Origin of the sequence: Nocardia sp. NPDC005998 (assembly GCF_040614395.1) — a bacterium.
Taxonomy (GTDB): domain Bacteria; phylum Actinomycetota; class Actinomycetes; order Mycobacteriales; family Mycobacteriaceae; genus Nocardia.
The window spans coordinates 44,558-67,430 of sequence record NZ_JBEXUI010000025.1 but is presented as its reverse complement, the minus strand read 5'-3'; the positions used below and the strand labels follow the sequence as shown (position 1 = coordinate 67,430).

The window sequence follows — 22,873 nt, the reverse complement described above, 5'->3', positions numbered from 1 at the left end:
GGGCTCGACCCGAAGCATCAAGGCCGCCGAATCGCGCCCGAACGACGCGGCGTGTCGCGAGTGATTCGACCTGGACCGGGCGCGGATCAAGCGCGGCCCGGTCGGTCTCATCGGACGCACCCGGAGCTGCGCGAAGGAAACTGTCCCGCGCGGCCGAATCCCGATCGCCGCCAGTCGGTTCGGGGCGCTCAGAAGTGTGCGGCAACCAGCGGTTCGGTGGTCTCGCTCGCCCGTTCGGCGGTCCGGTGCTCCAGGATGCCGGACAGCACCGCCAGTCCGAGGGCACTGACGACCAAGCCGACGCCGACCCAGTTCGGTGCGGTGTACCCGTACCCCGCGGCGATCACCACACCGCCGAGCCATGCGGAGACCGCATTGCCGAGGTTGAACGCGCCGATATTCAGCGCCGAGGCCAGCGTGGGTGCCGATCCCGCCTGGTCGAGGACGCGCTTCTGCAGCGGTGGGACGGTCGCGAAGCCCAGTGCGCCGATCAGTACGACGGTGATCGCGGCCGCGATTTTGTTGTGCGCCGTCAGTGTGAACAGCGCGAGCACCAGCGCTAGGCCGCCGAGTGTCGTGTAGAGCATCGGCATCAGGTGCCGGTCGGCGAATTTGCCGCCGATCAGATTGCCGAGGAAGAAGCCCATGCCGAACAGGACGAGCACCCAGGTGACCGAACTCTCCGCATAGCCGGTGACCTCGGTCATCATCGGCGCGAGGTAGGTGATCGCCGCGAAGACGCCGCCGAAGCCGAGCACCGTCATCGCCATGGCCAGCAGCACCTGCGGATTGGTGAGTACGGCGAGTTCGTGCCGCAGGCGGGCGTCGTGTGGTGCGGGCTGGTCGGGAACCAGCGCGGCGATGCCGAACAGCCCGGCTACGCCGACCAGCGCGACGAGCCCGAAGGTGAGCCGCCAGCCGAACTGCTGGCCGAGCAGGGTGCCGAGCGGTACGCCGACGATGGTCGCGACGGTGAGGCCGGTGAACATGATGGCGATCGCACCGGCCTTGCGGTCCGGGCGCACCAGATTTCCGGCGACCACCGAGCCGATGCCGAAGAAGGCGCCGTGGGCCAGCGAGGCGACGATGCGCCCGGTCAGCATGAGGCCGAAAGTCGGTGCGAGCGCGGACAATACGTTGCCCGCGATCAACAGCAGCAGGCTGATCAGCAGCATGCGCTTGCGTGATACCCGGGTGCCGAGTCCGGTCATGATCGGCGCCCCGACCAGTACGCCGAGCGCATACCCGGTGACCAGCAGACCCGCGGTGGGGATCGACACCGTGTAGGTGTCGGCGATGTCGGGGAGCAGGCCGACGACGACGAATTCGGTGGTGCCGATTCCGAAGGCCCCGAGTGTCAGGGCGAGTAGTGCGAGCGGCATGAGCATGAGCCTCCACGTGATGTTGCGCCTGAGCTTTACAGGCGACAACAATAATTGCAGGCGCTTGATAATTGCAAGCGCGGGCTATTGCGGGGGCCATCTATCCTGGAGGGGAAGAGTCCCGAAGCAGAAGGAATGCCATGACCGCGGATGCCGCCCTGACCGGCCTGGCCGATGGTTGGTACGCACTGTCACTGCTGCACGATCGGATCGAGGCGCATATCGAACGCGCCCTGCAATCCGGTCAAGAACTGAGCGTGCGGGAGTACTCACTGCTCGTCGTGCTCAGTCGCCAGCACGACGGACCCGGCGGACATCTGCGCATGAACCAGGTCGCCGAAGCCGTTGTGCTGAGTCAGAGCGCGACGACCCGATTGGTCACTCGCCTAGAAGACCGCGGCCTACTGCAGCGTTATCTCTGCCCGGACGACCGCCGCGGCATCTACACCGATGTCACCCCCGCGGGCCTGGAACTGTTGGCCCGAGCGCGCCCCACCCACGACGAGGCCCTGTCGAGCGCCCTCGGCCAAGCCGCTGCCGACCCGGAATTGGCCCCCTTGGTCGCGGCCGTGGAGGCAATGAACTCCAACGCGGCACGGGGTGTAGGAGTCCCACTCACCCGATCGGTGGGCCATCGGGCTACGTGACGTGATGGTGTCGTGGCTCTCGGCCAAGCCGCTGCTGACCCTCTATTGGCTGCTGGTTGCGGCCGTGGCGGCGATGAACTCGAATCCGCCAGGTAGCGTGCGAATCTCGCATGCTTGGCCGGTGGCGTCGGGCGACGCGACGTGATGGTGTCGTCGCTGTCCGCCAGGCCGCCGACCATGAATTGGCTGCTGGTCGCGGCCGTGGCGGCGATGAACTCCAACACGGCACGCGGCGTGGGAGTCCCGCACGCTCGGCCGGTGGGCTATTCGACGGTGACGGTGCCACGCATCTGCGGATGTAGCGAGCACAGATAGCGATAGGTGCCGGGCGCGATGAAGGTGTAGCTCCATTGGCCCCGGTCGAAGATCGGGCTATTGATGCCCATTGCCTTATCGCCGATGCCCTGCACGGTGTGCGGCACGCTGTCCTTGAACTTCCAGGTCACGGTGTCGCCGACCTTGACGGTGACGTCGGCCGGGGAGAACTTCATATCCGCGACATCGACGGTGACGGCGGCGGTTTTCGTATCGCCGGACTTGGCGGTGGATGCCTGGCTGCTCGTCTCGGCTGTGGTGGCCGGGGCGGGTGACTTCGTTTCACTGGAGCCGCAGCCCGCTAGCAAGAGCGTCGTCGCCAGGACGAACCCGGCTGCGACCCGGGTGGATATCGCACGGCGCACCATCGGCATGCTGGCCAAGCGTAGTCTGCTGACCGTGCGGGTCTGCGCGGCGCCATGGCGGTGCCGGTTCGACCGCGATGGCGATGCCCCGCACCAGCGGAATCGCAGTGCCCGACCAATACCATGGAGGCGAGCGTTCATGTCCAGCCAGCGGGGCTATTTCACCGCCGATGAAGTGCGTACGGCCGAGGCCGAGCTGTTCGCCCGCGTCCCCGAGGGCATGCCGATGCACCGGGCGGCCTACGGATTGGCGACGGTGGTCGCGGGTGAATTGCGTGCGCGAACCGGCGGTATCGCGGGCCGGTCGGTGCTGCTGCTCGTCGGCTCGGGCGATAACGGCGGTGACGTGCTCTGGGCGGGTTCGATGCTGCGCCGCCGCGGCGTCGCCGTGACCGCGGTACTGCTGAATCCGGAACGTACCCACCCGAAAGGCCTTGCCGCACTGCGCAAGGCGGGTGGTCGGATCCGAACCGCATCGGACGTGATACGCGATGGGGCGGCTGCGGGATCGGGGCACGGTGCGGCAATTCTGGCCGAAACCGGTTCGGCAGCACCTGATCTGGTGATCGATGGCATCGTCGGCATTTCCGGCCGTGGTCCACTGCGCCCCACGGCGGCGGAACTCGTTGCCGCTCTGAATGTTCCGATCATCGCGGCGGATCTGCCCAGCGGAGTGGATCCGGATACCGGTGCGGTCACCGGCCCCGCCGTTCGCGCCGCTATCACCGTCACATTCGGCGCCTACAAGCCGGTGCATGCCCTGGCCGCGCCCTACTGTGGACGAATCGAGCTGGTGCCCATCGGTTTACGACTACCGGAACCGAATCTCGCGGCCCTGGCGCCAGCGGAAATCGGTGCGGGATGGCCGACCCCGGGCCCGACCGACGATAAGTACACCCAGGGAGTGACCGGCATCTGCGCTGGCAGTGACACCTACCCCGGAGCCGCGGTGCTTTGCACGGGTGCCGCCGTCGCGGCCACCTCGGGCATGGTCCGCTATGCCGGAACCGGTGCGGCCGCGGTGCTCGACCACTTCCCCGAAGTCATCGCCGCCCCGACCATCTCGTCCACCGGCCGAGTCCAGTCCTGGGTTTTCGGTCCCGGCGCTGGCACCGATGCCGACGCCGGCAAACGGCTCGCCGAAATCCTGTCCACCGACCTTCCCGTCGTCATCGACGCCGACGGCCTTACCCTGGTCGCCGCCGATCCCGACCTGATCCTCGGCCGCACCGCCCCCACCGTCCTCACCCCGCACGCCGGTGAATTCGCCCGCCTGACCGGACATGAGGTCGGCCAGGACCGGGTATCCGCCGTGCGCGACCTCGCCGAATCCTGGCAACTCACCGTCCTGCTCAAAGGCCGCGCAACCCTGGTGGCCACCCCGGGCCGACCGGTACTCGTCAACGAGGCGGGCGGCTCCTGGGCCGCCACGGCGGGCGCGGGTGACGTCCTGTCCGGGATTATCGGCGCCCTCCTCGCCGCGGGCCGCGATCCGGCCTGGTCCGCGGCCGCCGCCGCCCGCGCCCACGCCCTGGCCGCGAACCTCGCCGCCCACGAAAACCACCCGTCAGCCGCCCCCACCTCCGCAACGCCCCTGCTCGACCACCTCCGCCCCGCCATCCGCATCCTGCGCGCTCTCGCCGCGCACTGACCAGCGCTGGCTTCCGCCCGCCCGGCCGCGCCGGGTGCCGGTGACCGTTCGCGACCCGCACTGGAGTACTGCCGCACATCAAGACCATCTCTGCGCCGCCCCGACCTCGGCGCCGCCCCTGCTCGATCACCGCCGCCCCCGCCATTCTGCGTGCCGTTGCAGCCAGCTGACCCGGGGGTATGCCCGCGGTGACCGACGCCCTCGCGCGAGCGTTACGGCGAATGGCAGGATCAGTAGCCGTGGAGGCGCAAGTGGAGACGGTTGTCGATCTGGATGCCATTGCCCACAACGTGCGAATTCTGCGGGAATACGCCGGTGATGCGGCGGTGATGGCGGTGGTCAAGGCCGACGGCTACAACCACGGCGCTGTCGAGGTCGGCCGGGCCGCACTGGCGGCCGGGGCCGTTGAACTCGGGGTCACCACGGTCGCCGAGGCGGTGCAATTGCGCGAGGCGGGCATCACCGCGCCGATTCTGTGCTGGCTGAATAATTCCGATGCCGACTTCGGCGCCGCGATCGAACACGATATCGAGATCGGCGTCTCATCCCTGGCCCATCTGCGGGCCATCGAGGCGGCGGCACGCGGCACCGGCCGGACCGCCATCGTCTCGCTCAAGGTCGACACCGGCCTCAATCGCAACGGCATCGCGACGCTCGAGTATCCGACGGTGCTCGCGGCGCTGCGTGCGCTGGTGGACGAGCAGGTGGTGCGGTTGCGCGCGATCTTCTCCCATCTCGCACACGCCGACGAGCCGGAACACCCCTACCTCGACGTCCAGCGCGACCGGTTCGTCGATGCCATCGCCACCGCCAAGGAATACGGTCTCGAACCGGAGCTGGTCCACCTCGCCAACTCGGCCGCCACCGTGACCCGCCCGGATCTCGCCTTCGATATGGTCCGCCCCGGCATCGCGATGTACGGACTCTCCCCGATACCCGAACTCGGCGACTTCGGCCTGCGGCCCGCGATGACCTTCCAGGCCCGCGTCGCATTGGTGAAGCCGGTCGCCGCCGGAGAAGGCGTCTCATACGGCCACCAGTGGATCGCACCGCGCGACACCACCGTCGCCCTCATTCCGGCCGGATACGCCGACGGCGTGTTTCGCCCGTTGAGCAACCGATTCTCGGTGTGGCTCGGCGGTGCGCTGCGCCCCGCTGTCGGTCGCGTCTGCATGGACCAATTCGTCGTCGACCTGGGCGATAATGCGGCGGGCGTCACCGAGGGCGACACCGCGATCCTGTTCGGCGCGGACCGACCGCGGGCCCAGGACTGGGCGGATCTGCTCGGCACCATCCACTATGAGGTCGTGTGCGCACCACACGGCCGAGTGGTCCGGCGCCATGTAGGAGGGGGAACCGGATGAGAAACCGCACCGTCGTCGGTGGAGTGGCCACCGCCGGTGTGGTCGGCGCGCTGGCGGGCGCACACACCTTGCGGCGCATCGGCGCCCGGGTGCTCTGGCCCGCCCGTGTCGATGAATACCGCGACGAGAACTTCAACCTGCTCGACGAGGACCGCTCCGGCGCGGTGCTCACCGAAGACGGTGTGCGCCTGGCCACCAGGGAATGCGGTCCGCCCGACGCCCCGGTCACCGTGATCTTCGTACACGGCTTCTGCAACACCATGGAGACCTTCCACTTCCAGCGCCGTGATCTGGAAAAGCATTGGGGCCCAAGGGTTCGCCTGGTCTTCTTCGATCTGCGCGGCCACGGCCGCTCCGGCACGCCGACCACCAGGAGCTGTACCGTCGCCCAACTCGGCCGCGATCTGGCCGCCGTCATCGAGGCGACCGCGCCGACCGGTCCGGTCGCCCTGGTCGGTCATTCGCTCGGCGGTATGGCGGTGCTGGCCGCGGCCGCGCAGTTCCCGGAGTTGTTCGCGGCGCGGGTGATCGGGATCGGTCTGCTCTCGACCGCGGCGGCCGAGGTCACTTCGGCGGGCATTACCCAGCTCTTGCGCAACCCCGCGATCGACGGCTTCCGTTTGGCCGTGCACACCGCGCCCACCCTGGTGCAGGCCGGGCGCAGCACCGTTCGGCATGTGATCACGCCGATACTGCATGTCAGCTCGTATCACGGGCCGGTGAGCCCCACCCTGTCGCGCTTCTCCACGCTGATGATCGATCGCACGCCCGTCGAGACGATCGTGAAATTTCTCAGGATCTTCGAACTGCACGACGAATCGGCGGCGCTGCCAACACTCGCGCATATGCCGGTGCTGGTACTCGGCGGCGCGCACGATGTCGTCATTCCGTTCCGCAATTCGCGGGCGCTGGCGCGCGAGTTGCCGCAAAGCGAACTCATCCGCCTCGATGACGCCGCGCATATGGCGCACCTGCAATTCCCGGATATCGTCAACGCCGCGCTCGACCGGCTACTGGTGCGCGCCGGTGTCATCGAACATATCCCGTCAACCTCGGAGGTCGCCGGTGGCTGAACGGCAGCAGCGGATCCTGCCCACGGTCGCCGATACCGAGGCCTTCGGTCGCGAACTCGCCGCCGGACTCGTCGCGGGTGACCTGGTGGTGCTCGACGGTCCCCTCGGCGCGGGCAAGACCGCGCTGACTCGCGGGATCGCCGAGGGACTCGGCGTGCAGGGCCGGGTCAGCTCACCGACATTCATCATCGCCCGCCAGCACCGCGCCGGAGCGCGCGTCGGGGCTGAGCCGGTGCCGCTGGTGCATGTGGACGCCTACCGACTCGGCGGCGACCTGGACGAGCTGGACGCGCTGGATCTCGATACCGATCTGCATCAGGCGGTCGTGGTGGTGGAGTGGGGCAAGGGTGTTGTGGAACACCTCGCCGAGCGCCATCTGTACGTGTTGCTCTCGCGCGAGCCGAATTCCGATGTCCGCACCGCGATCTGGGAATGGGTCGGATAGCCCGCGATCGTCGCTGATCGTCGCGGTGGTGTAGCCACCGAGTAGCTCCGCACCGCGCGCAGGTACCACCCGGTATCGTTGGGTCAATCATGCTTGTACTAGCCGTCGACACCGCGACACCCGCCGTTACCGCGGGATTGGTGGAACTGGAGCAGGCCGCATCCGGCACCGGTGCCCCGGCGCGAGTGCGCACCGTCGCCTCGCGCGTCCGGGTCGACGCCCGTGCCCATGCCGAGGTGCTCACCCCGCAAATCCTCGAATGCCTCTCGGAGGCAGGTCGTTCCAGGGCCGATATCGATGCCGTCGTGGTCGGCATCGGGCCCGGTCCGTTCACCGGACTCCGGGTCGGCATGGCGACCGCCGCCGCCTTCGGTGACGCGCTCGGCCTGCCGGTCTATGGGGTCTGCAGCCTCGACGCGATCGCCTCCGACGCCGTGCTCGAACCCACGGTGGTGCCGGACATCACAGCCGAGAGCGAGCTCCTGGTGGTCACCGATGCGCGCCGGCGCGAGGTGTACTGGGCGCGCTACCGTGACGGACGTCGCATCGAGGGCCCGGATGTGAGCAAGCCCGGTGATCTGGATCCCGTGCACGCCAGCATGATCGCCGGATCCGCCTCGCACGTCGACCTGTTCGACCTGCCCGTGCTTCCGGCCGAGACGCCATCGCCCGCCGGGCTGGTGCGCGTCGCGGCCGCCGAACTACTGGCGCGCACCGCCCCGGAACCGTTGGTCCCGCTGTACCTGCGCAGGCCGGACGCGGTCGAACGCAGTTACCGCACGCTCGATCGGACGGGGGCGTGACGGCAGTGGAGACCGGTAGATCCATGATTCGCATCGAGCCCATGGACGGCGCGGATATCGAACGCTGCGTCGAACTCGAACAACTGCTGTTCCCGGAGGACGATCCGTGGCAGGCGGTGTCCTTCCGGTCCGAACTGGCCGGGCCGCACAACCGCTATATCGTCGCCCGCGACGACGCCGGGCGGATGGTCGGCTATGCGGGCATCGCACTGCTCGGCGATGCCGAACACCCCGAGGCCGAGGTGCACACCATCGGCGTCGATCCCGGCTGCCACCGCTGCGGCATCGGCACCATGCTGCTGGAGGCGCTGCTCGCGGAGGCGGGCAAGCGCGGCGGACCGGTCTTCCTCGAGGTTCGTACCGACAATGCCCCGGCCATCGCGATGTACGCCAAACACGGTTTCCACATCATCGGCCTGCGCAAAAACTACTACCACCCGAGCGGCGCCGACGCCTACACCATGCGCAGGCCCGCGCTGACCGCCGCGAACCAGGTCTGGGGCCCGCAGCCGAGCGAAACGGCACAACCGAACGAGGTGCTGTCGTGATCGTCATGGGTATCGAAAGTTCCTGCGACGAAACCGGAGTCGGCATCGTGCGCCGGCACGACGACGGAACCTGCGAACTGCTCGCCGACGAGGTCGCCTCCAGCGTCGAACAGCACGCCCGCTTCGGCGGTGTGGTGCCGGAGATCGCCTCGCGCGCACATCTCGAGGCCATCGTGCCCGCGATGCGCCGGGCACTGGCGGCCGCGGGCATCAGCAAGCCCGACGCGCTCGCGGTGACCATCGGCCCCGGACTGGCCGGTGCGCTGCTGGTCGGTGTCGCGGCCGCGAAAGCCTATGCGGCAGCCTGGGATGTGCCCTTCTACGCCCTGAACCATCTCGGCGGACATGTCGCCGTCGATACCCTCGAGCACGGTCCGATGCCACCGTGCGTTGCGCTGCTGGTCTCCGGCGGGCATACGCATCTGCTGCACGTCACCGATCTGTCCGAGCCGATCGTCGAACTGGGCAGCACCGTCGACGACGCCGCAGGCGAGGCCTTCGACAAGGTGGCCAGGCTGCTCGGCCTCGGCTTCCCGGGCGGGCCCGCGCTGGATGCCGCTGCCGCGCACGGCGATCCGAAGGCGATCGCCTTTCCGCGCGGTATGACCGGACCGCGCGATCCGCGCTACGACTTCTCCTTCTCCGGTCTGAAGACCGCCGTCGCCCGCTACGTCGAGGCGGCCCAGCGCAATGGCTTCACCGCCGAGGAGCTGCCGATTCCGGATATCGCGGCGTCCTTCCAGGAATCGGTCGCCGATGTGCTCACCATGAAGGCGGTGCGCGCGGCCCAGGACGTCGGGGTCGACACCCTGGTGCTCGGTGGTGGCGCCACCGCTAATTCCCGAATCCGCTCCATGGCCGAAGAACGTTGTGCGGCGGCCGGATTGCGCCTGCGCGTCCCCAAACCCCGCCTGTGCACCGACAACGGCGTAATGATCGCGGCCCTTGGCGCCCACGTGATCGCGGGCGGCGCAACACCATCGCCCTTGACGGTCGCCACCGACCCCGGCCTCCCGGTCTCGGTCAGTCGAGTCGGCTGACTCCCCATAGGGGGTTCGGATCGCGACCGAGCGCGCGGCTGCCAAGCGCAGCGCTGTCCGGCACCGAGCGCGCACACTGGTCAGCCGTTCGGCCCAACCCGCACCACGGCTCCCGAGTGCCCGGAAGACGATCCCGAATTCGCCCTGGGCGGAAGGGGAATTCGCGATTGCGCAGGCGCCTGCGTCGTACCGATCGGCGGCACTGTCGACGAGTCCTGGGCCGGAGTGTGTTCCGGCCCAGACGAGCCCACACCCGGCGCATTCGAATTACCGAACAGCGGACCGAGCAACTCCGGGAACGGAATCGGCGGCAGATTCGGATCCGGACGCAGCGTCGGCGCGTTCGGGATGGTGGTCGCGGCCGGTGTCGAGGTGGTCGAGGTCGGCGGCTGACTCCGATCCGGGGTGAGCGAGGGGATATTGGCGCCGGAGGGCCGGTTCGGGCTCTCCCGGTTCGGGCCGGTGGTCGAGGTACCCACGCCGGTCGCCGGCACCGCCGATACCGGCGGAGTCGGTAGTTGCGCGCTGCTGGTGGTGCCCGCCGGAGAGATCTCATCGTTGCCGGTCGGCGCGAATGTCTTCACGCCGTAGCCGACGACCAGCCCGACCACCACGATCGCACCTGCCAGCGTGCCGACGACCTTGGTGAAGGTGCCGACCGGTGCGTCGGCCGCGCCGAGCGCGACCACCGGGAATACCGACGGCTGCATCGAATCCGCCACCAGTGCCGCGCCTTTGGCGATCACCGCCTCCGGATCGTCGACGGTGTGCACCGGCAGATCCAGCTCACGGGCGAGGGTGGAGATCACCGCGGGGATATTGGCGCCGCCGCCGATCACGATCACGGCCTGCGGGAACTTCGGCGACCGCGCGAATGCCGCGGCGGCGAAGACGGCCGTATCGCGCAGCAGATCCGAGATCAGTTCCTCGAAGTCGGCCCGGGTCAGCTTCAGCGGCTGCCCGGCGACATGGTCGATGGTCACCGCGGGCGCGATCGACAGATGTTCCTTGGCGGCGCGACCGCGGTTGGTCAGCATGCCCCGGTTGGGTCGGGTGCCGCGGCGGGCGTAGTGCAGATCGACGAGGTGGTGATAGATCAGCTCATCGATGGCGTTGCCGCTGATAGCGCCGGTGCGTTCGGTGCGCAGAATGTCGGCGTCCGCCTGGTCGGCGACGGTGATGCTGAGGCCGGTCGCACCGAGATCGACAATGGCGACGGTGTCGTAGCGGTCGACCAATCCGGTGTGGCGCAGATAGGTGAGCGCCGCGGTGCCTTCCGGAACCAGCCGCAGATCGCGCTGTTTGCCGGTGGCCGAACGGATTACCTGCGCCTGCTCCTTGCTGCGGTAGGCCACGGCGACAGTGGTCGGTGGGCGACCGGCGGCGGAGTCGACACCGATCGGTTTGCCGCCCGCGAAGCGTGCGCCGACCGGCTGCGCGGGGAAGGCCACGTCATAGGAGAGCTGCGTAGTCGGGAGCTGGGTCGTCATCAACTCGATCGAGGACGCGACGAGATCGCCGAGATCGGAGTGGGCCGCGTCCGCAGAGACCACCCGATAGTCGAAACTCTGCGCGCCATTGGACGCGGTTGCGACCAGCGCCGAGCACACGACCTCGTTACCGGCCGAGATGCCGAGGGATGTTCGCATGTCACCTCCCTTCGAGCGGATGGTCATGGTGGTGCCGACCATCTCGAATGGACAGCCGAGACGCCCGCGTGGATGGCGAACGATTCGGACGCGGGACCCGGCCGACCCGTTGTCCGGATGGGTCGCTGGGACGGCCATGGATCACGTGTGGTCTTGCCCTCTGGTGAAGCTTCTTCTGAAGAACGTTTGTACTGTGACGTTGGTTCGGACTGGTGCTGACGCTGACGTTGCTCTGGCGAAACAGGGTATTGCTGTGTGCCGCAGGGTATTTCCTGACGCTTGGTGCTCCCCCCACGACGCCGGTCCATGACGAACACGGCAAGCGAAGCACGATCGTCGTCAATACTGTCACAATCCGTTATCCGAACGTTACAGATTTGACGAAGTCTTGGGAAGCCCTCAGACCCCTGGGCGTGGCGTGGTCTGTGACACGCGCGGCGCGGTCGACGACACGGCCACGGCGCTGTCGGCGACGCCGACACGGCGCAACCAACGGTTTGGCACAGTCCAACCTTGAGCGCTGGCACTCTCATGTATAGAGTGCTAGTCGGCACTGTGTGATGTGCGTGTGCCAGTTCGACTACTGAGCAGGGTCCCGGCACCCGCGACGACGGGGCTGATGCGCAGGGTCGAGTCCGGGTGGCCAGTGGTGACTGCTTGCGGGCCGCTCGAAACAACACCGATACCGATGGTCCGGGACAACAGTTCCGGACGACCGCAAATCCCCTGAAAGTGGAGGGCTCAACGTGGCGAGCGTGAACATCAAGCCGCTCGAGGACAAGATCCTCGTCCAGGCCAACGAGGCCGAGACGACGACGGCCTCCGGCCTGGTCATCCCCGACACGGCAAAGGAGAAGCCGCAGGAGGGCACCGTCATCGCCGTCGGCGAGGGCCGCGTCACCGACAAGGGTGACCGCATCCCGGTCGACGTCAAGGAAGGCGACGTCGTCATCTACAGCAAGTACGGCGGCACCGAGATCAAGTACCAGGGCGAGGAGTACCTCATCCTGTCGGCGCGCGACATCCTGGCCGTCGTCACCAAGTAGCCGATAAGGCACATGCGTTCCGCCCCGGTGTCTTTCGCGACCCGGGGCGGAGTGCGTTCGGCCCAGAACACACAGGAGCTGACAACACATGGCAAAGCAGATCGAGTTCGACGAGAAGGCTCGTCGTGCTCTCGAGCGCGGCGTCGACAAGCTCGCCGACGCGGTGAAGGTCACCCTCGGGCCGCGTGGTCGCCACGTCGTGCTCGCGAAGGCCTTCGGTGGCCCCACCGTCACCAATGACGGTGTCACCATCGCGCGCGATATCGACCTCGACGACCCCTTCGAGAACCTCGGCGCCCAGCTCGTCAAGAGCGTCGCCACCAAGACCAACGACGTTGCGGGTGACGGCACCACCACCGCCACCGTGCTGGCCCAGGCGCTGGTGCGCACCGGCCTGAAGAACGTTGCCGCTGGCGCGAACCCGATCTCGGTCGGTTCGGGCATCGCCAAGGCCGCGGACCTGGTGTCCGAGGCGCTGCTGGCGCAGGCCACCCCGGTCTCCGGCGAGCAGGCCATCGCGCAGGTCGCCACCGTCTCCTCGCGCGATGAGGAGATCGGCGAGATGGTCGGCAAGGCACTGACCACCGTCGGCAAGGACGGCGTTGTCACCGTCGAGGAGTCCTCGACGCTGCAGACCGAACTCGTCGTCACCGAGGGCGTGCAGTTCGACAAGGGCTACCTCTCGCCCTACTTCGTTACCGATGCCGACAGCCAGCAGGCCGTCCTCGAGGACGCCTACATCCTGCTGAACCGGGAGAAGATCAGCTCGCTGCCCGATCTGCTCCCGCTGCTGGAGAAGATCGCCGAATCCGGTAAGCCGGTGCTGATCATCGCCGAGGACGTCGAGGGTGAGGCGCTGTCCACCCTGGTCGTCAACTCGATCCGCAAGACCCTCAGGGCCGTTGCGGTGAAGGCCCCGTTCTTCGGTGACCGTCGCAAGGCGTTCCTCGACGATCTGGCCGTCGTCACCGCGGGCACCGTGGTCAACCCGGATCTGGGTATCTCGCTGCGCGAGGCGGGCATCGAGGTGCTCGGCAATGCGCGTCGGATCGTCGTCACCAAGGACGACACCACGATCATCGACGGTGCCGGCACAGCCGAGGACATCGCGGCCCGTGGCGCGCAGCTGCGTCGCGAGATCGAGGCGACCGATTCGGATTGGGATCGGGAGAAGCTCGAGGAGCGACTGGCCAAGCTGGCCGGTGGCGTCGCGGTGATCAAGGTCGGCGCGGCCACCGAGACCGCCCTCAAGGAGCGCAAGTACCGGGTCGAGGACGCGGTGAGCGCGGCCAAGGCCGCCGTTGACGAGGGCATCGTGCCCGGTGGTGGCACCGCCCTGGTGCAGGCCGCCGCCAAGCTCGTCGAACTGCGCGACTCGCTGTCCGGCGATGAGGCCGTCGGCGTCGAGGTGGTGCGCACCGCACTGCAGGCGCCGCTGTTCTGGATCGCCACCAATGCGGGTGTCGACGGTGCCGTGGTGGTCAGCAAGGTCGCCGACGGTAAGGACGGCTTCAATGCCGCCACCCTCACCTACGGTGATCTGCTCACCGACGGTGTGGTGGACCCGGTGAAGGTGACCCGTTCGGCCGTCGTGAATGCGGCGTCGGTGGCTCGGATGATCCTGACCACCGAAAGCGCCGTGGTCGACAAGCCCGAGGAACAGGAGCACGACCACAGCCACCACGGCCACGCGCACTGAGTTCACCCCTCAGCTGACGGCCCAGTGGCAAAGGCCCCCGGGACCATCCGGTCCCGGGGGCCTTCGTTGTGAACAATATGAACGCAAGTACCGCACAACAAGTCGAAAAATATCAATCGCGGTAACGGATTTCGCCTCGAGAGGCGGCGCTGACTCAGGATGCGACGGGCGGTTGTTCCGCGGCGATAGCGGCGAGCAACCGGCCACGCAGGGCGGCGGGCGGCTGGGCCGCCGTCGCCACCGCGAGGGCGGAGAGGACCTCCTTGGTCTGCTGCACTTCGGTCATGAATTCCGCGCGTAGCGCTGGGTCCTCACCGTCGAGCACTTCCTGTATCGCATTGTGGTCTTCGTCGTCGATCGATCCGAGCGCGACGGCGTGCGCGAGATCGATCTGCGCTTCGTTCATCTCACGGCACCCCCAAACTTTTCTTCAGTCGTGTCAATCCGTCCCGTATGCGGGACTTAACGGTCGGTAACCCTACGCCGAGGTGGGTCGCGACTTCCGCGTAGGTTCGCCCGCCGTAGTAGGCGAGCGATATGGCCTCCCGTTGGGTGTCTGTCAATGTTCCTAGACCTTCCAGGACGGCCTGCTGTTCGAGTCGTCGCTCCACTTCTTCGGTGACCTCATCGAATTCGTTGCCGAGAACCCTTATCCCGTAAGCAACTTCACGCAGGGTATGGGCCTGTTCGGCGCGGACCCGGTCGACGGCTCGTCGGTGGGCGAGAGTCATCAACCAAGTCACCGCGGATCCTTTGGCGGCGTCGAAACTTGCCGCGGTCCGCCAGATCTGCAGAAAGACCTCCTGTGTGGTCTCCTCCGCGTATCCGGGGTCGTGCAGTACGCGTAGCACCAGACCGAAGACGCGCGCGCACGTTCGGTCGTACAGCTCAGCGAATGCCTCCTGGTCGGACCGGCCGCAGCGTTCGAGAAGTGCGGCGAGCTCGATACTTTCGGCGGCGCGTGCCGTAACCGCAGAATCCACCCGAATGCCGGGTGGGATGGCTTCTCTTCGGAACGAGTCGCCCTCTGCGGCCGGCGGCCGCGTTGTCACAACGCTCCATTCTGTGTCATCGGTCACTACCGTAGCGGGTCGCTATGGCACCCGATTCGGTGGGGTGCAGGCAAACCGCCTGTTGCCTGGCAACTTTCTGGAAAACTTCAACACGCCAGGTGTTTCCGGAAGAGACACGCCGTGACGCGCCGATAGTTATCGCGAAACGCCGGATGTGCAACCGACTTCGGCTTGTGGCCATCGCCGGTTGTTTGCTAGGGATTCGGCGCGCCGCGCCGCACGGATGGGAAGAAGTTCGTTTATACGGCCATACGACGGCGGTTGCGCCGGGCGTGCATCTCGCGCTCGGTTTCGGACATACCGCCCCAGATGCCATACGGCTCGCTGACTTTGAGGGCGTGGCTGCGGCACTGCATGAGCACCGGGCAGGCCCGGCAGATCTCCTTGGCGCGCATCTCGCGTGCGGTGCGGGCGCGACCGCGTTCACCGTCCGGGTGGAAAAACACCGCGGAGTCCTGGCCTCGGCAGGATCCTCGCATCTGCCAATCCCAGACGTCCGCGTTCGGTCCGGGGAGGTGGGTAGGCATGGGCATGGTGAACTCCTCGTGGTGCGAGCTCGTCAGCGTTGTCGAGCAGTTGTTCTGCAACAGTTGTGGCCACGGCGCTGGATCGGCGCGGCGTGCCCTGGGCTCGCCTATTGCGGTCGCTGCAATTTCGCGCGGCGCCGACCGTGGCGATGAGCTACGTTAGGTCCAGCCGCGAAATTCCGTCAATAGTTCGATGCAGCAGTTTTCGAAATCTTTAGCTGCGAAATTTAACCTCCGGGCTGTTTACTTTTAACGCCTTTCCAGTAATACTGATCGGTTGACCAGTGACGGGGATCTCTTGGCATGATGCCAGTATTCCGCATTCCCGCAGGTGGGAACGGGTTTGGTGGTTGCGCCCCGATGATCGGGCGGTCCTCGTAGACGTGGGTCCTGTCACAGTGTCGGTCGGCGGCTCCGGCGTACGGTCGATCGCAGATGGCAGAAACGGGACGCTGAGGTTAATTGCGCGAAACGCATGTGAATTCCAGTCACACGCGCTACGGGATTGCCGGGACACTTTTACTTGATGGAAACACGACATCGGCGACAGAAATGCTGAATAGTAGCCGGGTCGACCCCGCTGGCGGCTTCTCGGCGGGCCGCCGGTCGCGCCGCGCAGGATAGAGTTCGGCCGTGCTCGCGTCAGCTTCCCCTATATATATCGAGTCCGCCATGCTTGCCGATGCGGCCTTCGGCACCTGCCCCGAACGTGCCGCTACCGAGTTGCCAGCTGCCGCGCACCCCCTCGATTCCTGGTATCGGGCGGTGATTCTGGGGGGCCAGGGGCGCTACGCCGCGGCACGCGAGGAGTTGCGCTCGCTATCGGCCAGCACCACCGATCCGGTATTGCTCTCGCTGGCCGCGAGCACCGCGGGTTCGCTGCTGCGCCAGCTCGGCTGGCATGCCCGCGCCGCGGCCTTCGACGGTCGCGCGGCCGCGTTGATCCTGCCGACCGGATCCGCCGATCGCGACGAGTTCGGGCCGAATCGCGTCGACGCGATATGCGATGCGCTGACCGGTCTCGCGGCCGATGCGCTCGGCACCGGCCGTCTCGCGCTGGCCACCCGGCTGCTGCGGCGCAGTCATGACGAACTGACCCGTGCGGGGACCTCGGCGGGCTGGCGGGCGCTGATCCGCTGGCATTGGGTCTGTGCGGAGACCGCACTCGCCTCCGGGGCTGCCGACACCGCGGCGCCGCACGCCGCGACGGCCCTCGCGCTCGCCGAGCAGGGACCCTCGGTTCGGCACCGCGTGAAGTCCAGGCTTCTGGTCGCCGCGACCGCGGCTGCGTCCGGCGACAGTGAGCGCGCGCGCGTGCTGGCCGATGAGGTCGCCGAACAGTGCCGCGAGCACGAATTGCTGCCATTGCGTTGGGCCAGCTCGATGTTGCGCGCCGGGGTGTCCGCCGGGACTCGCGCGAGTGCGGCCGAGGCCGACGCGCGGCGGTGCGCCAAGACCATCGGCCGTCGTGGCGGGCGCTTTCGTCCCATGAGTGATTCCCGAGTCTGATCTAGAGACGACCGTGTTGCCCGTACCCGCGGGTTGTATCGCTATTGTTAGATCCGTTCCGCCCCTTCGGCGGAAGCACTGTTCATCACCGACGGTGCCACTTGTAACGCCAGGAAATTCTCTGACGATGACGAACACGGGCGAAGAGTTGGACCTCGCCGTCGCTGCCGCTGCGCAGGGCGACAGATCCGCTTTAGCTCAGGTACTCGAAATGGTCCGCCCGTTGGTGGTGCGCTATTGCCGCGCGCGGATCGGCGCTGCGGAGCGTGGACAGCTCTCCGCGGACGACGTTGCGCAGGAGGTATGTCTGGCTGTGATGACAGCCTTGCCCCGGTATCAGGACCAGGGCAGGCCCTTCATGGCCTTTGTATACGGAATCGCTTCGCACAAGGTCGCCGACGCACATCGCAATGCCGCCCGTAACAAGGCGGAGGCAATGGCCGAAGTACCAGATGTCATATCCACCGACCAAGGCCCGGAACAGCGAGCACTGGAATCCGAAACGAGCAGGCAGATGAACAGCCTGCTCGCGACGCTTCCGGAGAAGCATCGCGAGATTCTGATCCTGCGTTTGGTCATGGGTTTGTCAGCAGAAGAAACCGCAGTCGCCGTGGGCAGTACGGCGGGTGCGATACGCGTCGCTCAACACCGGGCGCTCGCGAAACTGAAGTCACAAGTGGCGAGGGCAGGTGAAATGTATGGCTAGGGATGGCGAGCGCGGTCGGGGCGACTGGAAGGCGCGACGTGGATCGCGGAACAGCGGTCCCTACGCCGGGAGCGGTGACACCGGACCGGTGGACATCGCGGCGGTGCGCCGAGACGATGCGCTGATCGATGCCATTGCTAGCAACGGGCCGGTGCAGACCGACTCCGCGGAGGAGTATCAGCTCGCGACGCTGCTGGCGGACTGGCGGGCGGAGTTGATTTCCCCACCGCTACCCAGCGAACCGAGTCTCGATGAGATCGTTGCTACGGTCAACCAGGAGATCGGTGCCCGGCAGGTTCGCATCGGTGCGCAGTCGGGTACGCGACTACGGCTTGTTCGTCCGATCCTCGGGACAGCGGCCGCGCTGGCTCTGGTCATCGGCGGACTTTCGGCGTTTTCCTATGGTGCCGCCCCGGGTGATCCGCTGTGGCGGGTCAAGGAAGTCGTGTTCAGCGAGCAGGCGCAGAGCACCGTGGTGCAACGTGCCGACAATGATCTGGCGAACGCGAAAGTGATGCTCGATCAGGGCAATCCGGATATGGCCAGGCAGAAGTTGGAGGGCGCCAAGGCAAATGCGGAGCTGATCGACGATCCGGCCAAGCGCGACAAGCGGATCAGTGAATTCGATGCGTTGCTCGCGCAGTTGAGCAAGATCGCCCCGGAGATCGCGAGGTCGCTCGCGCCGAGCACGTCTTCGACGACGCCGAGTTCGGTGACCGATGGCAGCACCATCACCGCACCGACCACCAAGCCATCCGGCGATGGTGGGTCGACTTCCGCGGTGGTGCCGCCGGTCGATACGAAGACGCCGACGACGATCGAGCCGACGGTGCCGGGTACAACGGGTACGCCTGGTAAGCCGACTGTGCCGACGACGCCGGTGACCACCGAACCGCCGACGCAGCCACAGCAGCCGAGTCAGACGCACCCGCCCCAGGGACCGCCGTCCACCGTCGTGGGAACTCAGCCCCCGCCGGTGGTCCAGCCGACTGCGGACACCGGTGTGCCCGCGCAGCCGCCGACCGTTGGTGGCAACACCTTTGTGATTCCCAGTGGTTTGCCTACGCTGCCCGGCTTGCCCGGATCGAGACCCGCCACATAATCGGAGTTGGTACTCCACAAGCGCTTTGGCTTCTAGGAAAGCGCTGAACCCGCAGCCGCGCTGGGGCGTACGCATATTCGGACGCCCCAGCGTGTGCGTGGCTCGATCTCCGAATTGCTGTGCATGAACCGATTGCCGACCGGCGGTCGGCTCTTTGTCTGTTAGCTATTTCACATCGCGCCCGCGTGTCACCGCGCCTGTTACTCGGCGCGCGATATCAGCTGTCGAACCCGTCGAACCCATCGCCGTGGAAGGCCTCGTTCATCGAGGCGTCGGCGTATCCCCGGCAGTAGTCCCAGGTGACATACGCCTCCGGCATCGGATCGTAGGCGGGCTCGTGCGGGCGCACCGTGCCGTCGACCAGCAGCTGAAGCAGGTTGGCGCGCAGCATGTCCCAGTCGTGGTAGTGGTCTTGTCTGCAGTCCTCGCAGCTGACCACAAGTCCGCGGATGCCACGATGCGCTAGTAGCGCCTCATACACCGCAAGGTCGGCGAGATCCTCCTCGACCGCAAGGCGCTCGTGGGGATCCAGCGGCTCGCCGGGCTCGATTGCGTCGAGCGCGGCGGACGGGTCGGAGGGGTCTCCGGCGAACGGATCCGGCGGCAAGCCAGGTGGTAGATGGTCACGCACACCCCCACGGTACGCAGAACAGGGTGCTCTTCGCCAGCTATGCGGCGCGCCAGTTTCGGCGGTGGGCTCAGTTCATCGGTGTGTTTGCGGGGCAGATACCATGGTTTGCAGGCCCGGCCGGCACCCGACATTGCTGGCGGAGCCGCCACCGTCCATTCCACCAGTCCACGACGCCGGTCATCCGGCGTTCGTTGCTTTCGACGTCCAGGAGGGGTCGATCCGAATGAGTAATCCCGTATCGGGCGAACGAATCGCGGTCCGCCCTCCTACGGGTGGTGACGATCCGAACAAGATCGCCATGCTCGGCCTTACGTTCGACGATGTGCTGTTGCTACCGGCCGCTTCGGATCTCATCCCCAGCTCGGTGGAGACCTCCAGCCAGCTGACCCGCGAGATTCGGCTGCGCACCCCGCTGTGCAGTTCCGCGATGGACACCGTGACCGAGGCGCGGATGGCCATCTCCATGGCGCGCGCCGGTGGTATGGGTGTGCTGCACCGCAATCTGGCCGTCGCCGATCAGGCCGCGCAGGTCGAGACCGTCAAGCGGTCCGAGGCGGGCATGGTCACCGATCCGGTGACCTGTCGTCCCACCGATACCCTGGCCGAGGTCGACGCCATGTGTGCGCGCTTCCGCATCTCCGGTCTGCCGGTGGTGGACGAGACCGGTGCGCTTGTGGGCATTATCACCAACCGCGATATGCGCTTCGAGGTGGATCAGAACCGCCGGGTCGCCGATGTGATGACCAAGGTGCCGCTGATCACCGCGCAGGAGGGCGTCACCGCCGAGGCCGCGCTCGGCCTGCTGCGCCGCCACAAGATCGAGAAGCTGCCGATCGTCGATGGCAACGGCCGCCTGCGCGGACTCATCACCGTCAAGGACTTCGTCAAGACCGATCAGTACCCGAACGCCACCAAGGACCGCGACGGTCGCCTGCTCGTCGGCGCCGCGATCGGCGTCGGTGAGGACTCCTGGTCGCGCGCGATGACCCTGGCCGACGCCGGGGTGGACGTGCTCATCGTCGATACCGCGCACGGCCACCAGGCCGGTGTGCTGCAGATGGTGACCAAGGTCAAGGCCGAGGTCGGCGATCGCATCCAGATCGTCGGCGGCAATGTGGCCACCCGGGCCGGTGCGGCCGCACTGGTCGAGGCGGGCGCGGACGCGGTGAAGGTCGGTGTCGGCCCCGGCTCCATCTGCACCACCCGCGTGGTCGCCGGTGTCGGCGCGCCGCAGATCACCGCGATCCTCGAGGCCGTCGCCGCATGCAAGCCGCACGGCGTTCCGGTAATCGCCGACGGCGGCATCCAGTTCTCCGGTGATATCGCCAAGGCCATCGCGGCGGGCGCGTCCACGGTAATGCTCGGCTCGCTGCTGGCCGGTACCGCCGAATCGCCGGGTGAGCTGATCCTGGTGGGCGGCAAGCAGTTCAAGAGCTACCGCGGTATGGGCTCGCTGGGCGCGATGCAGGGCCGCGGCCAGGCCAAGTCCTACTCCAAGGACCGCTACTTCCAGGACGATGTGCTCGCCGAGGACAAGCTGGTGCCCGAGGGCATCGAGGGCCGGGTGCCGTTCCGCGGACCGGTCAACCAGGTGATCCACCAGCTCGTCGGCGGGCTGCGGGCGGCCATGGGCTACACCGGATCGCAGTCCATCGCCGATCTGCAAGAGGCGCAGTTCGTGCAGATCACGGCGGCGGGGCTCAAGGAGAGCCACCCGCACGACATCACGATGACCGTCGAGGCGCCCAACTACACTGGTCGCGGCTAGCCTGCTCGGCGGTGGTGTACGGGACCGTCCGGTCCGTGCATGATTGAGGTTGTTCGCAGGTCGTTGCGGTCCCGAGCCGCGACGATCGAGCGAAGCGAGTGGTCGGGGATTACGAGTCCCGATGGCCAGGTTTCCGCTCTGTCGACCACAACGGAGCGAGTCTTACGAGCGACCCGTTCGCGGCCCGCCTCGCATGGAGTCGTCGAAACGTGTGCGCCACCGGTGCGAGTCTCGATGGCTCGGACGCGAGACATCAGGGGCCGTGAACACGCCGCGCCTGCGCGGCCGAAATGAAGGAGAAGACGCGTGCGCGACATGGTCGAGATCGGCATGGGCCGGACCGCCCGGCGTACCTATGAACTGGACGATGTCGATATCGTCCCGTCGCGGCGGACCCGTTCGTCGAAGCAGGTATCGCTGGCGTGGCAGCTGGACGCCTACCGGTTCGAGATCCCGTTCCTGGCGCACCCGACCGACGCGCTGGTCTCGCCGGAGTTCGCTATCGAACTGGGCAGGCTCGGCGGACTCGGTGTCATCAATGGTGAGGGGCTGTGGGCCCGGCACGCCGATGTCGCCGCGAAGATCGATCAGCTGCTCGAGCTCGTCGCCAAGGGCGGGTACGAGCGTGCGGTCGGGCTGTTGCAGGAGCTGCACGCCGCACCGATGCAGCCGGATCTGCTGGCCGCCGCGGTCGCGCAGGTGCGCGCCGCCGGTGTGACGGTCGCGGTGCGGGTCAGCCCGCAGAATGCGCGCGCGCTGACCCCCGCGCTGGTGCAGGCCGGTATCGACCTGCTCGTGGTGCACGGCACCATCATCTCCGCCGAACATGTCGGCGACGGTGAGCCGTTGAACCTCAAGACCTTCATCGCCGAACTCGATGTGCCGGTGGTCGCCGGTGGTGTCAGCGACCACAAGACCGCGCTGCATCTGATGCGCACCGGCGCCGCGGGCGTGATCGTGGGCTACGGCTCCTACCCGGGCGCCACCACCACCGGCGAGGTGCTCGGCATCGGGGTTCCGATGGCGACCGCGATCGCCGACGCCGCCGCCGCGCGCCGTGACTACCTGGATGAGACCGGTGGACGCTATGTGCACGTGATCGCCGACGGTGATATCGCAACCTCGGGTCAGCTGGCCAAGGCCATTGCCTGCGGTGCCGATGCGGCCATGCTCGGCGTGCCGCTGGCCCTGGCCGCCGAGGCGCCCGGTCGCGGCTGGTTCTGGCCGTCCTCGGCCGCGCACCCGTCGGTGCCGCGCGGTTCGCTGCTGCACGTGGAGGATCCATGGGATCTGGGCGGCGAACTGTCCGGCGATACCGGTGAAACCGTGCGCCCGAGTCTGGAACGAGTGCTGTTCGGGCCCTCCGACGATCCGTTCGGCTCGCTGAATCTCGTTGGCGGCCTACGCCGTTCGATGGCCAAGGCGGGCTACTCCGACCTCAAGGAATTCCAGCGGGTCGGGCTGAGCGTGCGTGCCTGACCACACCGTTTTCGCGCAGCACGGTATTCGATGAGCCGAGCCGATGCCGGG

Annotated in this window: 23 protein-coding genes; 16 read left to right on the top strand and 7 right to left on the bottom strand. The window is 67.2% G+C overall.

Features of this window, described 5'->3' with window-relative positions; translation table 11 throughout:
* Positions 1-188: 188 nt before the first annotated feature.
* Positions 189-1,382, bottom strand: coding sequence for an MFS transporter (locus ABZ293_RS28050; RefSeq protein WP_355185524.1), 1,194 nt, complete (start codon positions 1,380-1,382; stop codon positions 189-191).
* Positions 1,383-1,522: 140 nt separating this feature from the next.
* Here ABZ293_RS28050 and ABZ293_RS28045 point away from each other — a divergent pair, with 140 nt between their 5' ends.
* On the top strand, positions 1,523-2,029 hold the full coding sequence (locus ABZ293_RS28045; protein ID WP_355185429.1) for a MarR family transcriptional regulator: 507 nt from the start codon (positions 1,523-1,525) through the stop codon (positions 2,027-2,029).
* Between the two features lie 4 nt (positions 2,030-2,033).
* A complete protein-coding gene (locus ABZ293_RS28040) occupies positions 2,034-2,174 on the top strand; it encodes a hypothetical protein (RefSeq protein ID WP_355185426.1) in 141 nt (46 codons plus the stop codon).
* A gap of 118 nt (positions 2,175-2,292) precedes the next feature.
* Here ABZ293_RS28040 and ABZ293_RS28035 read toward each other — a convergent pair whose 3' ends face one another.
* Positions 2,293-2,718, bottom strand: coding sequence for a plastocyanin/azurin family copper-binding protein (locus ABZ293_RS28035; protein WP_355185424.1), 426 nt, complete (start codon positions 2,716-2,718; stop codon positions 2,293-2,295).
* A gap of 130 nt (positions 2,719-2,848) precedes the next feature.
* On the opposite strand from ABZ293_RS28035, the gene ABZ293_RS28030 reads away from it, so the two are divergent.
* The 7 genes from ABZ293_RS28030 to tsaD all read left to right on the top strand — a co-directional run bounded on the left by ABZ293_RS28030 (position 2,849) and on the right by tsaD (position 9,633).
* Positions 2,849-4,360: an NAD(P)H-hydrate dehydratase gene (locus ABZ293_RS28030; RefSeq protein ID WP_355185422.1), complete on the top strand. Its 1,512-nt coding sequence runs from the start codon at positions 2,849-2,851 to the stop codon at positions 4,358-4,360.
* Positions 4,361-4,581: 221 nt separating this feature from the next.
* Positions 4,582-5,724, top strand: coding sequence for an alanine racemase (gene alr / locus ABZ293_RS28025; RefSeq protein WP_355185420.1), 1,143 nt, complete (start codon positions 4,582-4,584; stop codon positions 5,722-5,724).
* The gene (locus ABZ293_RS28020) at positions 5,721-6,797 is read left to right on the top strand and encodes an alpha/beta hydrolase (RefSeq protein WP_355185418.1); all 1,077 of its coding nucleotides are present in this window, start codon (positions 5,721-5,723) and stop codon (positions 6,795-6,797) included. Before alr ends, ABZ293_RS28020 begins: the two co-directional genes overlap by 4 nt.
* Positions 6,790-7,242 (top strand): tRNA (adenosine(37)-N6)-threonylcarbamoyltransferase complex ATPase subunit type 1 TsaE, encoded by a 453-nt coding sequence (tsaE, locus tag ABZ293_RS28015; protein ID WP_355185416.1) that lies wholly within the window; start codon positions 6,790-6,792, stop codon positions 7,240-7,242. Before ABZ293_RS28020 ends, tsaE begins: the two co-directional genes overlap by 8 nt.
* Positions 7,243-7,331: 89 nt before the next feature.
* Complete coding sequence (gene tsaB, locus ABZ293_RS28010; RefSeq protein WP_355185414.1) at positions 7,332-8,045, top strand: tRNA (adenosine(37)-N6)-threonylcarbamoyltransferase complex dimerization subunit type 1 TsaB; 714 nt, start codon at positions 7,332-7,334, stop codon at positions 8,043-8,045.
* A gap of 23 nt (positions 8,046-8,068) precedes the next feature.
* Positions 8,069-8,593, top strand: a complete 525-nt coding sequence (rimI, locus tag ABZ293_RS28005) for a ribosomal protein S18-alanine N-acetyltransferase (RefSeq protein WP_355185412.1) — start codon at positions 8,069-8,071, stop codon at positions 8,591-8,593.
* The gene (gene tsaD / locus ABZ293_RS28000; protein WP_355185410.1) at positions 8,590-9,633 is read left to right on the top strand and encodes a tRNA (adenosine(37)-N6)-threonylcarbamoyltransferase complex transferase subunit TsaD; all 1,044 of its coding nucleotides are present in this window, start codon (positions 8,590-8,592) and stop codon (positions 9,631-9,633) included. The genes rimI and tsaD overlap by 4 nt, the downstream gene beginning before the upstream one ends.
* A gap of 80 nt (positions 9,634-9,713) precedes the next feature.
* Here the strand turns inward: tsaD and ABZ293_RS27995 are convergent, their stop codons facing one another.
* A complete protein-coding gene (locus tag ABZ293_RS27995) occupies positions 9,714-11,282 on the bottom strand; it encodes an Hsp70 family protein (RefSeq protein WP_355185408.1) in 1,569 nt (522 codons plus the stop codon).
* 746 nt (positions 11,283-12,028) lie between these two features.
* Here ABZ293_RS27995 and groES point away from each other — a divergent pair.
* Together groES and groL are read left to right on the top strand one after the other, a co-directional pair.
* Positions 12,029-12,328 (top strand): co-chaperone GroES, encoded by a 300-nt coding sequence (gene groES / locus ABZ293_RS27990; protein WP_040686722.1) that lies wholly within the window; start codon positions 12,029-12,031, stop codon positions 12,326-12,328.
* Between the two features lie 88 nt (positions 12,329-12,416).
* A complete protein-coding gene (groL, locus tag ABZ293_RS27985) occupies positions 12,417-14,027 on the top strand; it encodes a chaperonin GroEL (RefSeq protein ID WP_355185406.1) in 1,611 nt (536 codons plus the stop codon).
* A gap of 154 nt (positions 14,028-14,181) precedes the next feature.
* Here the strand turns inward: groL and ABZ293_RS27980 are convergent, their stop codons facing one another.
* From ABZ293_RS27980 to ABZ293_RS27970, 3 genes are all read right to left on the bottom strand, one after another.
* The gene (locus ABZ293_RS27980) at positions 14,182-14,433 is read right to left on the bottom strand and encodes a hypothetical protein (RefSeq protein ID WP_355185404.1); all 252 of its coding nucleotides are present in this window, start codon (positions 14,431-14,433) and stop codon (positions 14,182-14,184) included.
* Between the two features lies 1 nt (position 14,434).
* The gene (locus ABZ293_RS27975) at positions 14,435-15,010 is read right to left on the bottom strand and encodes a sigma-70 family RNA polymerase sigma factor (protein ID WP_354951869.1); all 576 of its coding nucleotides are present in this window, start codon (positions 15,008-15,010) and stop codon (positions 14,435-14,437) included.
* Positions 15,011-15,339: 329 nt separating this feature from the next.
* Positions 15,340-15,633 carry a WhiB family transcriptional regulator gene (locus ABZ293_RS27970; RefSeq protein ID WP_014981828.1) on the bottom strand — a complete coding sequence of 98 codons (294 nt, stop codon included), beginning with the start codon at positions 15,631-15,633 and terminating at the stop codon, positions 15,340-15,342.
* Positions 15,634-16,260: 627 nt separating this feature from the next.
* On the opposite strand from ABZ293_RS27970, the gene ABZ293_RS27965 reads away from it, so the two are divergent.
* The 3 genes from ABZ293_RS27965 (at position 16,261) to ABZ293_RS27955 (ending at position 18,944) form a co-directional block, all read left to right on the top strand.
* Positions 16,261-17,136, top strand: a complete 876-nt coding sequence (locus ABZ293_RS27965; protein WP_355185402.1) for a hypothetical protein — start codon at positions 16,261-16,263, stop codon at positions 17,134-17,136.
* Between the two features lie 127 nt (positions 17,137-17,263).
* Positions 17,264-17,842: a sigma-70 family RNA polymerase sigma factor gene (locus tag ABZ293_RS27960; RefSeq protein WP_354951867.1), complete on the top strand. Its 579-nt coding sequence runs from the start codon at positions 17,264-17,266 to the stop codon at positions 17,840-17,842.
* Positions 17,835-18,944: an anti-sigma-D factor RsdA gene (locus tag ABZ293_RS27955; protein WP_355185400.1), complete on the top strand. Its 1,110-nt coding sequence runs from the start codon at positions 17,835-17,837 to the stop codon at positions 18,942-18,944. The genes ABZ293_RS27960 and ABZ293_RS27955 overlap by 8 nt, the downstream gene beginning before the upstream one ends.
* Before the next feature lie 217 nt (positions 18,945-19,161).
* Here ABZ293_RS27955 and ABZ293_RS27950 read toward each other — a convergent pair whose 3' ends face one another.
* Complete coding sequence (locus ABZ293_RS27950; RefSeq protein ID WP_040686729.1) at positions 19,162-19,575, bottom strand: DUF5319 domain-containing protein; 414 nt, start codon at positions 19,573-19,575, stop codon at positions 19,162-19,164.
* Between the two features lie 223 nt (positions 19,576-19,798).
* On the opposite strand from ABZ293_RS27950, the gene guaB reads away from it, so the two are divergent.
* The gene (gene guaB, locus ABZ293_RS27945) at positions 19,799-21,343 is read left to right on the top strand and encodes an IMP dehydrogenase (protein ID WP_355185398.1); all 1,545 of its coding nucleotides are present in this window, start codon (positions 19,799-19,801) and stop codon (positions 21,341-21,343) included.
* 306 nt (positions 21,344-21,649) lie between these two features.
* Positions 21,650-22,822, top strand: a complete 1,173-nt coding sequence (locus ABZ293_RS27940; protein WP_355185396.1) for a GuaB3 family IMP dehydrogenase-related protein — start codon at positions 21,650-21,652, stop codon at positions 22,820-22,822.
* The last annotated feature ends 51 nt before the right edge of the window (positions 22,823-22,873 follow it).

Excerpts from the sequence above, each read along its gene's own strand:
- ABZ293_RS28050 (WP_355185524.1), bottom strand. The coding sequence starts at position 1,382 with ATGCCGCTCGCACTACTCGCCCTGACACTCGGGGCCTTCGGAATCGGC.
- ABZ293_RS28045 (WP_355185429.1), top strand. The coding sequence starts at position 1,523 with ATGACCGCGGATGCCGCCCTGACCGGCCTGGCCGATGGTTGGTACGCA.
- ABZ293_RS28040 (WP_355185426.1), top strand. The coding sequence starts at position 2,034 with ATGGTGTCGTGGCTCTCGGCCAAGCCGCTGCTGACCCTCTATTGGCTG.
- ABZ293_RS28035 (WP_355185424.1), bottom strand. The coding sequence starts at position 2,718 with ATGCCGATGGTGCGCCGTGCGATATCCACCCGGGTCGCAGCCGGGTTC.
- ABZ293_RS28030 (WP_355185422.1), top strand. The coding sequence starts at position 2,849 with ATGTCCAGCCAGCGGGGCTATTTCACCGCCGATGAAGTGCGTACGGCC.
- alr (WP_355185420.1), top strand. The coding sequence starts at position 4,582 with ATGGCAGGATCAGTAGCCGTGGAGGCGCAAGTGGAGACGGTTGTCGAT.
- ABZ293_RS28020 (WP_355185418.1), top strand. The coding sequence starts at position 5,721 with ATGAGAAACCGCACCGTCGTCGGTGGAGTGGCCACCGCCGGTGTGGTC.
- tsaB (WP_355185414.1), top strand. The coding sequence starts at position 7,332 with ATGCTTGTACTAGCCGTCGACACCGCGACACCCGCCGTTACCGCGGGA.
- rimI (WP_355185412.1), top strand. The coding sequence starts at position 8,069 with ATGATTCGCATCGAGCCCATGGACGGCGCGGATATCGAACGCTGCGTC.
- ABZ293_RS27995 (WP_355185408.1), bottom strand. The coding sequence starts at position 11,282 with ATGCGAACATCCCTCGGCATCTCGGCCGGTAACGAGGTCGTGTGCTCG.
- groL (WP_355185406.1), top strand. The coding sequence starts at position 12,417 with ATGGCAAAGCAGATCGAGTTCGACGAGAAGGCTCGTCGTGCTCTCGAG.
- ABZ293_RS27980 (WP_355185404.1), bottom strand. The coding sequence starts at position 14,433 with ATGAACGAAGCGCAGATCGATCTCGCGCACGCCGTCGCGCTCGGATCG.
- ABZ293_RS27970 (WP_014981828.1), bottom strand. The coding sequence starts at position 15,633 with ATGCCCATGCCTACCCACCTCCCCGGACCGAACGCGGACGTCTGGGAT.
- ABZ293_RS27960 (WP_354951867.1), top strand. The coding sequence starts at position 17,264 with ATGACGAACACGGGCGAAGAGTTGGACCTCGCCGTCGCTGCCGCTGCG.
- ABZ293_RS27955 (WP_355185400.1), top strand. The coding sequence starts at position 17,835 with ATGGCTAGGGATGGCGAGCGCGGTCGGGGCGACTGGAAGGCGCGACGT.
- guaB (WP_355185398.1), top strand. The coding sequence starts at position 19,799 with ATGAGTAATCCCGTATCGGGCGAACGAATCGCGGTCCGCCCTCCTACG.